The 12872-nt window shown below is 63.1% G+C and carries 10 protein-coding genes; 4 read left to right on the top strand and 6 right to left on the bottom strand.

What is annotated here, in order from left to right; translation table 11 throughout:
• Positions 1–165: 165 nt before the first annotated feature.
• Positions 166–3270 carry a valine--tRNA ligase gene (locus KUV26_RS04835; protein ID WP_222507545.1) on the bottom strand — a complete coding sequence of 1035 codons (3105 nt, stop codon included), beginning with the start codon at positions 3268–3270 and terminating at the stop codon, positions 166–168.
• Positions 3271–3574: 304 nt separating this feature from the next.
• On the bottom strand, positions 3575–4576 hold the full coding sequence (locus KUV26_RS04830) for a sterol desaturase family protein (protein WP_222507544.1): 1002 nt from the start codon (positions 4574–4576) through the stop codon (positions 3575–3577).
• A gap of 138 nt (positions 4577–4714) precedes the next feature.
• On the opposite strand from KUV26_RS04830, the gene KUV26_RS04825 reads away from it, so the two are divergent.
• Positions 4715–5596 carry a LysR family transcriptional regulator gene (locus tag KUV26_RS04825; protein WP_222507543.1) on the top strand — a complete coding sequence of 294 codons (882 nt, stop codon included), beginning with the start codon at positions 4715–4717 and terminating at the stop codon, positions 5594–5596.
• A 3-nt stretch (positions 5597–5599) separates the two neighbouring features.
• Here the strand turns inward: KUV26_RS04825 and KUV26_RS04820 are convergent, their stop codons facing one another.
• Entirely contained in the window at positions 5600–6037 is a 438-nt protein-coding gene (locus KUV26_RS04820; RefSeq protein ID WP_222507542.1) for an Lrp/AsnC family transcriptional regulator, read from the bottom strand.
• Positions 6038–6142: 105 nt separating this feature from the next.
• Between KUV26_RS04820 and KUV26_RS04815 the strand changes: the two genes are divergently transcribed.
• From KUV26_RS04815 to KUV26_RS04805, 3 genes are read left to right on the top strand one after another with little or no spacing between them, the layout of a single operon-like run.
• Complete coding sequence (locus KUV26_RS04815) at positions 6143–7294, top strand: type III PLP-dependent enzyme (protein ID WP_222507541.1); 1152 nt, start codon at positions 6143–6145, stop codon at positions 7292–7294.
• Positions 7295–7343: 49 nt separating this feature from the next.
• Positions 7344–9641 carry a xanthine dehydrogenase family protein molybdopterin-binding subunit gene (locus KUV26_RS04810; RefSeq protein WP_222507540.1) on the top strand — a complete coding sequence of 766 codons (2298 nt, stop codon included), beginning with the start codon at positions 7344–7346 and terminating at the stop codon, positions 9639–9641.
• On the top strand, positions 9619–10695 hold the full coding sequence (locus KUV26_RS04805) for a DUF2235 domain-containing protein (protein ID WP_222507539.1): 1077 nt from the start codon (positions 9619–9621) through the stop codon (positions 10693–10695). The genes KUV26_RS04810 and KUV26_RS04805 overlap by 23 nt, the downstream gene beginning before the upstream one ends.
• Positions 10696–10749: 54 nt before the next feature.
• Here KUV26_RS04805 and KUV26_RS04800 read toward each other — a convergent pair whose 3' ends face one another.
• The 3 genes from KUV26_RS04800 to metF all read right to left on the bottom strand — a co-directional run bounded on the left by KUV26_RS04800 (position 10750) and on the right by metF (position 12774).
• Positions 10750–11268, bottom strand: a complete 519-nt coding sequence (locus KUV26_RS04800; RefSeq protein WP_222507538.1) for a DUF2867 domain-containing protein — start codon at positions 11266–11268, stop codon at positions 10750–10752.
• Positions 11269–11355: 87 nt separating this feature from the next.
• Positions 11356–11841 carry a PaaI family thioesterase gene (locus KUV26_RS04795; RefSeq protein ID WP_222502896.1) on the bottom strand — a complete coding sequence of 162 codons (486 nt, stop codon included), beginning with the start codon at positions 11839–11841 and terminating at the stop codon, positions 11356–11358.
• A 63-nt stretch (positions 11842–11904) separates the two neighbouring features.
• Complete coding sequence (gene metF, locus KUV26_RS04790) at positions 11905–12774, bottom strand: methylenetetrahydrofolate reductase [NAD(P)H] (protein ID WP_222502897.1); 870 nt, start codon at positions 12772–12774, stop codon at positions 11905–11907.
• Positions 12775–12872 lie beyond the last annotated feature (98 nt).

The following is a 12872-nucleotide window of genomic DNA, read 5'->3' as shown; positions in this document are numbered from 1 at the left end:
ATTATGGTTGCGGGCAGGCTGATACAAAACCGCTGCAAAGACAATGGGGCGGATACCGGGAATTTTCCCGTACCCGTGAAAAGCCGAATGGTTTCATGGCGCTGCGGGGCAAAGCGAAACGCCCGCCATAGGGGCGGGCGTTTGCAGTAATCGTCAAAGGCAGGATCAGCCCAGTTCGGCCAGCCGCGCCAGCGCTTCCTTGACCTTAGCTTCCTCTTCCTCGCGGAGGCTGAGGTTTTCGCGGGCTTCGGCCACCACCTCTTCCGGCGCGGAGGCCGCGAATTTCGGGTTGTTCAGCCGCCCGCGCAGCCCCCCCAGCTCTTTGGCCAGCTTGCCCAGGGTTTTCTCCAGACGCGCCTTTTCGGCGTCCACGTCGATCACATCCGCCAGCGGCAGGCCGAAGGAGGCGCCGGGGGCGGCGACCGACGCGCAGCCCTTGGGGAAGCTCTCCACCTGCTCCAGCGAGGTGATGCGGGCGAGTTTCCGGATCATCGCCTCGTTCTTCTCCCAGGCGCTGCGCGCTTGGTCGGAGAACTCGGTCACCACCATCGGGATCTTGGCGCCGGCCGGCACATGCATCTGCGCGCGGGTGGAGCGGATGTTCTCGATTGCGGTGATCACCCAGTTCATTTCGGCGTCGGCCTCTGGGTTTACCAGTTCGGTGCCGTAGGCGGGCCAGTCCTGATGCACCAGCATGCTTTCGCGCCTGGCAGTATTGCCCCACAGCTCTTCGGTGATGAAGGGCATGATCGGATGCAGCAGGATCATGCACTGATCCAGAACCCAGCCCAGGGTCTGGCGGGTCTCTGCGATCACCGCCTCGTCCTCGGAGCCGAACAGCGGCTTCGAAAGCTCGATGTACCAGTCGCAGACCTTGCCCCAGACAAAGGCATAAAGCGCATTGGCGGCATCGTTGAAACGGTAGGCTTCCAGTGCGGCGTCCACCTCGACCCGCACCTTGGCGGTCTCGCCGATGATCCACTGGTTCACCGCAGCCTTGGCATCCGGGCAGGCATAGGCCGGGACGGTTTCGTCATAGACGTTGTTGAAATGGGCAAAGTTCACCGCATTCCACAGTTTGGTGCCAAAGTTCCGGTAGCCCTTCAGGCGCTCCATATCCAGCTTCAGCACGCCGCCCAGGGCCGCCATCGCCGCGGAGGAGAAGCGCAGCGCGTCGGCGCCGAATTCCTCGATGATCTCCAGCGGGTCGACCACGTTGCCGGTGGACTTAGACATCTTCTTGCCCTTGGCGTCGCGCACAAGGCCATGCAGATAGACGGTGTCAAAGGGGATGCGCTTCTTGACCGGCAGGTTCTCATCCAGAACCGCCAGCTGCATCATCATCATCCGGGCGACCCAGAAGAACAGGATGTCCTGACCGGTCACCAGGGTCGAGGTCGGGAAGTACTTCTCCATTTCCGGAGTGGTGTCCGGCCAGCCCAGCGTGCCGATCGGCCAGAGACCGGAGGAGAACCAGGTGTCCAGCACGTCGGGGTCGCGGTAGAGATAAATGGGATCACCTTCGGAATAATCCCCGTCATCATTCTTGGCGATGGCGTCTTGAGCGCTTTCTGCTTCACCTGCAACTGTCAGAGGGAAGTGCGAATGCTCATTGTAGTATGCTTGAGCCCTTTCTTTTACTTCGTTGAAGGTAGCACCGCAAAAGCTTACTGGGTTATCCCAGTCTTCAGCTTCGCCCTGCGCCATGCCGGGTTCGTGAACGATCTTAAGGCTCGGCCCATACCAAACCGGGATCTGGTGGCCCCACCACAGCTGGCGCGAGATGCACCAGGGCTCGATGTTCTCCAACCAGTGGTAATAGGTCTTCTCACCGGATTCCGGGAGGATCTTCACATCGCCGTTGCGTACAGCGTCCAGCGCCGGGCCGACCACCTTTTCCGCGTCCACAAACCACTGGTCTGTAAGCATCGGCTCAATCACAACCTTGGAGCGGTCGCCAAAGGGCTGCATGATCGGCTTGTTCTCGACATACGGCACAGTCTCGGTGACCTGCGTCTCCTCGCCGTCCTCGCCCTTGACGGTCTTGGTCTCGCTGACCATCACTGCCAGGCCTTCGCTGGTGATCTGCTCGACCACCAGTTTGCGCGCCTCGAACCGGTCCAGCCCGCGCAGGTCGTCCGGCACCAGGTTGACGGCGTCGGCTTCGTTCTCACTCAGGGTCTGCTCGCCCTTGGCAGCGGCCATGGCAATGCCCGCGGCCTCGGCATAAGGCGCGCCGTCGGCCCGCATCTGGCCCTTGGTGTCCATCAGGCGGTACATCGGGATGCCGCCGCGCTTGGCAACCTGGTAGTCGTTGAAGTCATGCGCGCCGGTGATCTTCACCGCGCCGGAGCCGAAGTCCTTGTCCGGGTACTCATCCGTGATGATCGGGATCAGGCGGCGGTGCTCCTTGGGGCCAACCGGAATTTCGCACAGCTTGCCGACGATGGGTGCATAGCGCTCATCCGAGGGATGCACGGCCACAGCGCCGTCGCCCAGCATGGTCTCGGGCCGGGTGGTGGCGATGGAGATGTAATCGCGCTCTTCCTCGAGGATCACGTTGCCGTCGGCGTCCTTCTCCACATAGGTGTAGGTCGCGCCGCCTGCGAGCGGGTATTTGAAGTGCCACATGTGACCCGCAACCTCGATGTTCTCGACCTCAAGGTCGGAGATCGCGGTCTCGAAATGCGGGTCCCAGTTGACCAGCCGCTTGCCGCGGTAGATCAGCCCCTTGTTGTACATCTCCACGAAGACCTTGATCACGGCGTCGTGGAAATTGGGGGAGTTCTCGTGGCCCACGCGGGTGTCGCCATGGGCGCCCGCCATGGTGAAGGCGGTGCGGGAGAAATCGCAGGAGGCGCCAAGGCGCTTCAGCTGCTCAACGATGGTGCCGCCGGATTTCTCTTTCCACTCCCAGACCTTCTCCAGGAATTTCTCGCGGCCCAGCTCGCGGCGCGACGGCTGCTGGGTCTTGGCCAGCTCGCGCTCCACCACCATTTGGGTGGCGATGCCCGCGTGGTCGGTGCCCGGCTGCCACAGGGTGTCATAGCCCTGCATGCGCTTCCAGCGGATCAGAATGTCCTGCAGGGTGTTGTTGAAAGCATGGCCCATGTGCAGCACGCCGGTCACGTTCGGCGGCGGGATCATGATGCAGTAGGTGGAGGCCTCGGGCTTGGCATTTGCGCCTGCCTTGAAGCAGCCAGCCTCTTCCCAGGCCTTGTAAAGCCGGCTCTCGGCTTCGGCCGCGTTGAATGTCTTTTCCATCGCCATGCGCTCGATCCTGCGTGCGTGTTATTTCGGGTCGGGCTATCCCTTACCGAAAGGGGCGGCAAAGGGAAAGTCCCAGCCGCGCCGGGGCAGGCACGCCGCGGGCCGGGGCGTGATTTTCCGGAACCGGATGCAGGCGGATGCGTTTTCCCTGCACTATGCGCTGCGCCGCCGGGTGTGGCGCATCCGGTTTCAGGCGTCCGGCAGCGGCGCCGCAATCAAAGACGCCCGGCCCCTGCTGACGCGGCTTCCGCGGTAGGGGCCGGGCGCACGATTTTACTCATTGTGCTATGGCAAGCTGACCGGTTCAGCCGGTGTTCCAGATCTTGCGGCGGCGTTCCTTGACCATTTCGTTGCCCGCATCGGTGCCGTCGTGGAAGGTGTTGAACCATTCGTCCCACGGGGTTTCCCAAGTGCCGTAGTTGCAGTCGAAGAACCGGTGGTGGAGCTGGTGGAAGAAATCGCCGACCAGGAATTTGGCCGTGTTGCCGATTTTCACATGCTCGAACCCGGCATGCGAGGTCGGCGCGCCGATGCCGTGGTGGAACAGGAGGAAGATTGCCAGAACCGGATGCCCGGGCAGCAGGAAGAAAATCATCGTGTCGAACATCAGGAAGAAGCTCTCCACCGGGTGCATCGCCAGGCCGGACCAGGGGCCGGTGTTGATGTTGCGGTGATGCCAGGCATGCACTTTTGTATAGAGAACGCCAACATGCAGAAGACGGTGCAGCCAGTAGAAGTGGAAGCCTGCCCAGATCGGGATGAAGATGGTCATCAGGATGAAGGCGACAGGGTTGTCTTCCAGCGAGATCATCGTCACCCATCCGTTGGCATAGGCATAAAGGATCAGGCTTTCCCAGAAGGTCCAGAAGGTAAGCGACGGCCCAAGGGTCCAGAACATGTTGTCCCAGACCTGGTTCCTGAAGGTAAAGACCTTGGCGCCCTTCATCATCGGGCGCATGTCATAGCGGTATTCATCCGCTTGCGTCCGGAACTTCCACAGCGCCAGGTGCAGCCCGCCGGCCACCACCATCAGGATGCAGAAATTGCGGAACCAGATTTCAGCGACCCAATGCCAGCTGAAGGTGGCTATGCGGTCCAGTGACGGGGTGAAGAAATTCCAGGTAATAGTCGCAAACACCAGCAAGAGCGCCCGTAGTGCCAGCGGGTTCCAGCTTTGCAGCAGGTACCTGATCGAGGCCAGGGGTTTCATCGGCCAATCCCAATAGGGGGAGGTCTGGATTGGCAGATGCGGGGTGAAGTTCCAAATCTTCCGTTTGGGGCGCGGGGTGTTGGCGGGACTTGTCATGTCTCGTCTCTCATCTGGATGGTGGATATGCCGCCGTGGCGGCGGGGTGTTTGCTGCAGAGAACCCTAGGCGAGTGGCGGAATTTCCCAGCACGGTATGTCTTGCCGGTAAGGCTAAGTTCTGCTTAGCCTGCTTTGCATGGCGACCCGGATCCCGTCCCTGAACTGGCTGCGCGTGTTCGAAGCAGCGGCGCGTACCGAGAGCTTTGCCCGTGCGGCGGCGCAGCTGAACATGTCGGCTGCCGCCGTCAGCCAGCAGGTGAAGGCGCTGGAGACGCAGCTGGGCACACCGCTGTTTCACCGTCACGCCCATGCGGTGACGCTGACAGAGGCCGGGCGGGCCTATCTGCCCTCGGTGCAGCAGTCGCTGCTGATGCTGGAGACCGCCACCACCGGTCTGTTCGGAGAAAGCCGGGAGCAGCGGCTGTTCGTGCAGTCGGTGCTGCTGTTTGCCCACGGGGTGCTGGCGCGCGGGCTGCCGCAGTTCCAAGCCGGGCATCCGCAGGTCAGCCTGGCGCTCAGCACCGGCAATATGGCAGCGGACTTTGCCAATCAGTTCACAGACTTGCAGATCGTTTTCGGCAATCCGTCGCTGTTCGGAACCGAGGGCGACGAGCTGCTGCGCGAGGTGCTCTATCCGGTGGCACCGCCGGAGATTGCTGCGCAGATCCGGTCGCCGCAGGATCTGTTCCGCTTTCCGCTGATCGAAGTCTCCACCCACCGGGCCAGCTGGGTGCAGCTGTTCGAAAACCTGCGGCTGTCCCACAGGCAGGCACGCTATTTCTTTGCCGACAACTCACTGATGGCGGCTGAGCTTTCGGCTCAGGGAATGGGGATTGCGCTTGCGCGGGCGCCTGCATCAGACGCAGTGGTCAGGGCCAGCGGGCTGGTGCGCTGCCTGCCAGAGGTCGAAGTGCCGGGGCGGGAGGCTTACCATTTGATCTACCCGGACCGCGGCGCCATGCGGCCAGCCGCGAGGCTGTTCCGGGACTGGCTGCTGGACTACGTAAGAACCGGCTGATGCCTATTGCCCGGTCCGGTCCAGCTTGGTTGCGAGATGGATCAGGCTTTCGGAAGAGCGCACGCCGCGGGCCTCGGCAATGCGGTCGATGGTATCGTCCAGTTCCGCGGTGCTGTGCGCCACCACCTGCGCCAGCAGGTCGAACCGGCCGGACGTCGTGTGCACCACTTCCACGCCGGACAGGCTGCGCAGGCGGGCAAGCACCTCCGGCCCTGAACGCGGTTCGATCGACATCAGAACGGTCGCCTGCAAAGGCGGGCGGGACGCGGCGGAAGATTTAAGCGTGTAGCCCGCGATGACCCCAGTGGCTTCCAGCCGCTCTATCCGTGCCTGCACGGTGGTTCGGGCGAGACCGAGGTGGCGGGCAAGTTCGGCCACCGGGCGGCGGGCGTTTTCCCGCAGCAGAATGACAAGCCGCTGATCTGTTTCGTCGGTTTGCATGTGTGTCCTGCGATTTGCCGAAAGATTTCGTCACTATAGGCAATGTGACGGGCGGAATCGACGAGATATTCTCGGAAAATGTGTAAAACGAATGAGGGTTACACGATGCAGCAGATTCCCCCGCTATGGCTTTCGCCTGAATCCCACCTCTCCCGCAGCGCGCCGGATCATCCGATCCTGTATTTCTCGCCGCGGGTCCTGCATGAGGTGGCGCGGCGGTTCCGCGAGGGGTTTCCGGGGCTGGTGACATACGCGGTGAAGGCAAACCCGCACCCGGCGGTCCTGTCCAATCTGGTGGCTGCCGGTATAACGGCGTTTGACGTGGCCTCGCCCGCTGAGATGGAGGCAGTGCGCGCCGCCAGCCCCGATGCGGTCATGCATTACAACAACCCGATGCGCTCCGAGGCAGAGATCGCCGCCGGAATAGAATACGGCGTTGCCAGCTGGTCGGTGGATGAGCTGAGCGAACTGGAAAAACTGGACGCGGTGCCGCGCTCCTGTGAAATCGCCGTGCGCTTTGCCCTGCCCGTGGCGGGTGCGGCCTATGACTTCGGCAGCAAGTTCGGCGCTGCGCCGGAGGAGGCCGTTGACCTGCTGAAACAAGTGGCTGCCCGCGGCTGGACCCCGGCGCTGTGCTTCCACCCCGGCACCCAGTGCGAGGACGAAAGCGCTTGGGTTGAATATGTCCACGCCGCCAAACGGATCATTGATATGGCCGGTGTCCGGATCGCCCGGCTGAACGTCGGCGGCGGCTTTGCCGCCAACCGCGATGGCGTGGCGCCGGATCTTGAGAAGGTCTTTGCTGCCATCGGCGCGGCCGCAGATGCGGCCTTTGGTGCGGACAAGCCCCGGCTGATCTGCGAACCGGGCCGGGCAATGGTCTCCGAAAGCTTCACCCTGGCGGCGCGCATCAAGGGAATGCGCAAGGCGGGCGAGGTGGTGTTCCTCAACGACGGCATCTATGGCGGGCTGGTTGATATCCGCGATATGGGTCTGCCGGGCCGGGTCGAGGTTGTCGGCGCTGACGGCAAGCTCCGCCGGGGCGAGCGCAAACCGCGGGTGGTGTTCGGCCCGACCTGCGACAGCCTCGACCGGCTGCCGGACGGCTTGCCGCTGCCGTGCGATGCGGCGACCGGGGACTATGTTCTGTTCCCGGGACTGGGCGCCTATTCTTCCGCCATGAGCACGCAATTCAACGGTTACGGCCTGTCTGACGTGGCGACGGTCATTGAGCTGGCTGGACAAGCCGTCAGCTGAAGGTACTCTCGCCCCCTTAAGGTCAGTCAGCACGGACAGGGGGGCGAGCATGGACAAGTTCGGGAAAAGCCAGCCGGTAAAACGGGTCGAGGACATCCGGTTCCTGACCGGGCAGGGTAACTATATCGAAGACGCTGCCCCGGCAGGCGCCCTGCGCGCATGGGTGCTGCGCAGTCCGGTGGCGCACGGGGTGATTACGGCGCTGCACACAGAGGATGCGCTGGAAGCCGAAGGGGTCCATGCGGTTATCACCCTGGCGGAGCTTGAGGCGGCGGGCATCAATGTTTCGATGGATGGCACCACGGTGAAGAACCGGGATGGGTCGGAGGGCGCGTCGCCGGAACGCCCGATGCTGGCGCGCAACCGGGTGCGCTATGTCGGTGAGCCGGTTGCGGTTGTCGTGGCCGAAACGCTGGACCAGGCCCGCGACGCGGGTGAGCTGATCGAACTGAATATTGACGATCTGCCGATCAAACTGGACCTGGTGCCCGGCGGCGAGCCGCTGCATGACGGCGTGCCGGACAACCGCGCCTTTGACTGGGGCATGGGGGATGAGGCAGCAACGGCAGAGGCATTCCGCTCCGCTGCCCATACCGTGGCACTGCAGGTCGAGGACAACCGGATCATGGTCAGCACCATGGAGCCGCGCGGCTGCTTTGCCGAATGGCAGCAGGGGCGGCTGCACTTCACCTTCGGCGGTCAGGGCGTCTGGGGCATGAAGTCCCAACTGGCGGCGAAGCTGGGGCTGAATGAAGATGACATCAAAGTCAGCACGCCGGATGTCGGCGGCGGCTTCGGCATGAAGGCTTTTGCCTACCCGGAATATTTTGCCGTGGCCCACGCCGCCACCGTGCTGAGCCGCCCGGTGTTCTGGATGTCGGACCGCTCGGAGGCGATGTTGAGCGACAACGGCGGACGGGACCTGACCTCGCTGGCGGAGCTGGCCTTTGACAAGAATTTGAAGATCACGGCCTACCGCGTCAGCACACGTTGCAACCTCGGCGCTTACAACTCCCATTTCGGGCAGCCGATCCAGACCCAGCTGTTCAGCCGGGTGCTGGCCGGTGTCTATGACATCCGGACCGCCTGGCTGCAGGTGGAGGGGATCTATACCAATACCACCCAGGTGGACGCCTATCGCGGCGCCGGGCGGCCGGAGGCGATCTATGTGCTGGAGCGGGCGATGGACCGCGCGGCGCGGGAGCTGGGCGTTGATCCGCTTGAGCTGCGGCGGCGGAACTTCATCAGGCCTGCGGCGTTTCCCTATAGCACCGTGACCGGGGAGACCTATGACGTGGGCGATTTCGACAAAGTGCTGAGCCGGGCGGCTGAAGAGGCGGACCTCGGGGGATTCGCGGCCCGCCGCGCAGCGGACGGTAAACGCGGCAAGTACCGGGGCGTCGGGGTCTGTTACTATATCGAAAGCATTTTGGGCGATCCTTCAGAAGGCGCGGAAGTGGAGTTTCTGGAGGATGGCCGGGTGAACATCTATGTCGGCACCCAAAGCAACGGGCAGGGCCATGAGACGGTCTATGCGCAGTTTCTTGCCGACCAGAGCGGGATTCCGGCGGAAAGCATCCAGGTGATCCAGGGGGACAGCGACCGCATCGCCCAGGGCGGCGGCACCGGCGGCTCGCGCTCTGTCACCACGCAGGCCAATGCGGCCCTCGCGACGGTGGAAAAGATGATCGCGGCCTTCAAGCCCTTCCTGGCGCAGGAGATGGGGGTGGAAGAGAAAGCTGTTGAATTCGATGGCGAAACATTCCGCGCGCCCGGGTCGAACATGACCCCCGGCATGCTGGAGGCGGCAGAGATGGCCCGCGCGCAAGGGCGGCATGATTTGCTGCGTCACGCGGCGCGGGCCCGGCTGCCGGGCCGTTCGTTTCCGAATGGGGCGCATATTGCCGAAATTGTTATCGATCCGGAGACTGGGCAAGCGGATGTGGAGCGCTACACTGTAGTTGACGATTTCGGTAATCTGATCAACCCGATGCTGGCCGAAGGCCAGGTGCATGGCGGGGTGGCGCAGGGGCTGGGACAGGCCATGCTGGAGCGCGTTGTCTACGATGAGGACGGACAGCTGCTCACAGCTTCGTTCATGGACTATGCCTTGCCGCGGGCAAGCGGCGTTCCCATGATTGGATTCACCTCCGAGCCGGTGCCTTCGACACAAAACCCGATGGGGATGAAAGGCTGCGGCGAGGCGGGCACCGTCGGCGCGCTGGCAGCAGTTGCAAACGCGGTGCAGGACGCGGTCTGGGACCGCGGCGTGCGGCAAGTGGACATGCCGTTCACCCCGCTGAGGATTTGGGAAGTGCTTAAGGATGTTACTGAGGCAGCTGAGTAGACGGGTTTTAGAATGGCTGGGACGGCCGCTTCGGTCGGAGCATTCCGGCGAAACCAAGCTGCGCGGGCCGCAGGCCCATGTGATCATCCTGGATGGCACCATGTCGACACTGGAAACCGGCCGTGAAACCCATGCCGGCCAGCTTTACCGCCTGTGCCGGGAAATGGGCGGCCAGGTGTCTGTCTTCTATGAATCCGGGGTGCAGTGGAAAGGGTGGGGCAGCGCACCGGATGTGATGATGGGGCGCGGCATCAACCGGCAGATCCGCCGCGCCTATGGCTACCTTGCCTCCCGGTACCGCCCCGGGGACAGGATCTATTTGTTCGGATATTCCCGCGGCGCCTATGCGGTGCGGTCACTGGCCGGAGTCATCGACCGGATCGGCCTGCTGAAACCCGAACATGCCACCGTGCGCCACATCCGCACCGCCTACCGTCACTACCGGCTGAACGGGCGGTCCAAGACGGGTGCGGCGTTCAGCAAGGCGTATTGCCATGAAGAGGTCGGAATCGAGATGGTCGGCGCCTGGGATACGGTGAAGGCGCTGGGCCTTCGCCTGCCGCTTCTGTGGCGCTGGGCGGAGAAGCAGCACAACTTCCACAACCATACACTGGGGCCGCATATCAAGAGCGGCTATCACGCCTTGGCTCTGGATGAGACACGAGATGTGTTCAAACCGGTTCTTTGGGACTGCCCGAAGGGCTGGAACGGCCATGTCGAGCAGGTCTGGTTCCGCGGCGCGCACGGCGATGTGGGCGGTCAGCTTGGCGGCTTTGAAGACGCGCGCCCGCTGGCCAATGTCTCGCTGATCTGGATGCTGGAGAAGGCAGAGGAGCGCGGCCTCCCGCTGCCCAGTGACTGGCGCATGCGGTTCCCTGTGGACCCGAACGCGCCGTCCGTCGGAACCTGGCAAGGCTGGGCCAAGATTTTTCTGCTGCGCAGCCGCAGGCGGGTCGGGCTGGATCCCAGCGAGCGTCTGCACAGCAGTGCAAATGCAGTCCGCCCCGACGCTTCGCCGGCCGGGGGATGGCTGGCCAGGTTCTCGAAAACCTGACCGGGCGGGGCGCCGGCAGCCTGGAGACCTTGAAACCGTATTTCTGAGCCGGTTTTACCGGCCGCCCGCGCGGCGCCTTTGCAATTCTTTCTGCAGCCGTTTCAGAGACAGCGCGACGATCAGCTTGTGCGCCGGGCGGACCGGCAGCATGTAGATCCGGCCGAACAGGTTATGGGTTTTCACAGAAGAGGTGATGCTCAGCACGCCGCTGTTGCTGGTGACGCAGGTCATCACGTCCAGATGCCTGTCCCGGACCGTGAGTGTCAAAACGTCGTCTGATACAGCTTCAACCAGGAAGAAATCCAGTTTCTCCCCGGCCTCCACATTCAGCCGGCCCCGGCCGGAGAAGCCTCCGATGCGCTTGACCCCGAACAAGGCGGAAACGGCATCGCGCAGCCGGAAGGCCAGCTTCAGGCCGGGCAGCGGCGTGGCGTGCATGATGTTCCAGGCTTCCAGCGGCGTGACCTGAACCGGCAGAACTGCCGATTGGGTGTCCAGGAAATCCAGCTTGTCAACAGGGGCCAGAACCTGGATGCGGGCAGTTGCGGCGCGGGCGAGGCTGTTTGGCGGCATGGCCTGCCTTTCTGCTGTTTTTCATATGCTTGCACAGACTTAGGTGAAAAGCCGCAGGTGGCAAGCCCGCGGCCGCCTGCCGTGTGCTCAGCGCGGAGCGATCTGCATCACGATACAGGTGGTGGAGCCGGTGGCGTAGAGTTTGCCGTCCTCCAGCCCGCGGATCTCGCCATGCGCCACGCCTGTTGAACGGCCCACGTGGTCGATGCTGCCGGTGCAGTCGATGGTGGTGCCCAGCGGAATCGGCCGAAGGATGTTGATCTTGTATTCCAGCGTTGTGTAGACCGCACCCAAGGGTACTTTGGTCATCACTGCACAGGCCATGGCGCTGTCCAGAAGCGTGCCGTACCAGCCGCCATGCACGGTGCCCATCGGATTGCAGACATGGAACTCCGGAGTGCCGCGGAACACCACCTCACCGTCTTCGACGCTGTGCAGGTGATAGCCGAGAGTCTCCGCAATCGGCGGGCCGGGCAGATGGCCGTCGAGAATGCCCTGCATGAAATCAAGTCCGGAAATCCGGGTGATCTGATCGATCGTCAGAAGGTCGGAGGGCTGTTTGGCATAAAACATGGCGCGCGGGTCCTTGGCGGGAAATCCCTGCCATTAGAAACCGCGCGCCGGTGTGCGCAACGCTTACGCCACGTTCTGAAGCGCAACCTTGGGGGTGACACCCAGGGCGAAGCAGACGTCGCGGGTCAGCTCCGGACGGTTCAGCGTGTAGAAGTGCAGCTTGTCAACGCCGCCTTCCAGCAGGTCCGAGCACAGTTCGGTGCACAGCGCGGTCGCCAGCAGTTCCTCGCGGCCGTCGCGCAGCGCCTTGTCAAAGGCGTCCTCGACCCAGTCGGGAATGATGGTGCCGCAGCGCCTGGCGAAGTTGCGTGCGCCCTTCCAGTTCTCGATCGGCAGGATGCCGGGGGTCAGCTTGCTGCCGTCGATGCCGGCCTTCTCGCAGGCATCGCGGAAGCGGAAGAAGGTCTCCGCCTCGAAGAAGAACTGGGTCAGGGCTTCGTCGGCGCCGGCATCCAGCTTGCGTTTCAGCCATTCCACATCCGCAGCCTGATCGGCAGCTTCCGGATGGCGGTCCGGGTAGGCGCCGACCTTGATATTGAAGTTGCCGCGTGCCGACAGCCCCTTGATCAGCTCAACCGAGTTGGCAAAGCCGTCGGGATGCGGCGTGAACTTGCCTTCCCCCTTGGGCGGGTCGCCGCGCAGGGCAACGATTTCGGTCACACCGGCCTCGGCGAACTGGTCCGCGATCTCCAGCGTCTCCGCCTTGGAGGCGTTCACGCAGGTCAGATGCGCGGCCACGTTCAAACCGGAGGTTTTGTGCAGCGTCGACACCGCGTCGCGGGTCAGGGTGCGGGTGGTGCCGCCGGCACCATAGGTCACCGAAACAAAGCGCGGGCTCATCGGGGCGAGTACCTGCACGGTGTCCCAAAGCCGGAAGGAGGCTTCGAGATTTTGCGGCGGGAAGAATTCAAAGGAAATCTTGGGCGTCGTCATCTCAGGTCTCTCGCTAGGTTGATGTCAGCTCTTGTTGCACGCGCAGCAATGTGAGACAATTTCATAATACTCAAGATTAACATGAGCGATCTGATAGA

This window comes from Leisingera daeponensis, from assembly GCF_019801465.1.
GTDB classification, from domain to species: domain Bacteria; phylum Pseudomonadota; class Alphaproteobacteria; order Rhodobacterales; family Rhodobacteraceae; genus Leisingera; species Leisingera daeponensis_A.
Note: the sequence above shows the minus strand (reverse complement) of the source record. Positions and strands in the feature narration are given on the sequence as shown.

What these genes read in the sequence shown, in the direction of transcription:
- KUV26_RS04835 (WP_222507545.1), bottom strand. Translation starts at nt 3,270, where the DNA reads ATGGCGATGGAAAAGACATTCAACGCGGCCGAAGCCGAGAGCCGGCTT.
- KUV26_RS04830 (WP_222507544.1), bottom strand. Translation starts at nt 4,576, where the DNA reads ATGACAAGTCCCGCCAACACCCCGCGCCCCAAACGGAAGATTTGGAAC.
- KUV26_RS04825 (WP_222507543.1), top strand. Translation starts at nt 4,715, where the DNA reads ATGGCGACCCGGATCCCGTCCCTGAACTGGCTGCGCGTGTTCGAAGCA.
- KUV26_RS04820 (WP_222507542.1), bottom strand. Translation starts at nt 6,037, where the DNA reads ATGCAAACCGACGAAACAGATCAGCGGCTTGTCATTCTGCTGCGGGAA.
- KUV26_RS04815 (WP_222507541.1), top strand. Translation starts at nt 6,143, where the DNA reads ATGCAGCAGATTCCCCCGCTATGGCTTTCGCCTGAATCCCACCTCTCC.
- KUV26_RS04810 (WP_222507540.1), top strand. Translation starts at nt 7,344, where the DNA reads ATGGACAAGTTCGGGAAAAGCCAGCCGGTAAAACGGGTCGAGGACATC.
- KUV26_RS04805 (WP_222507539.1), top strand. Translation starts at nt 9,619, where the DNA reads ATGTTACTGAGGCAGCTGAGTAGACGGGTTTTAGAATGGCTGGGACGG.
- KUV26_RS04800 (WP_222507538.1), bottom strand. Translation starts at nt 11,268, where the DNA reads ATGCCGCCAAACAGCCTCGCCCGCGCCGCAACTGCCCGCATCCAGGTT.
- KUV26_RS04795 (WP_222502896.1), bottom strand. Translation starts at nt 11,841, where the DNA reads ATGTTTTATGCCAAACAGCCCTCCGACCTTCTGACGATCGATCAGATC.
- metF (WP_222502897.1), bottom strand. Translation starts at nt 12,774, where the DNA reads ATGACGACGCCCAAGATTTCCTTTGAATTCTTCCCGCCGCAAAATCTC.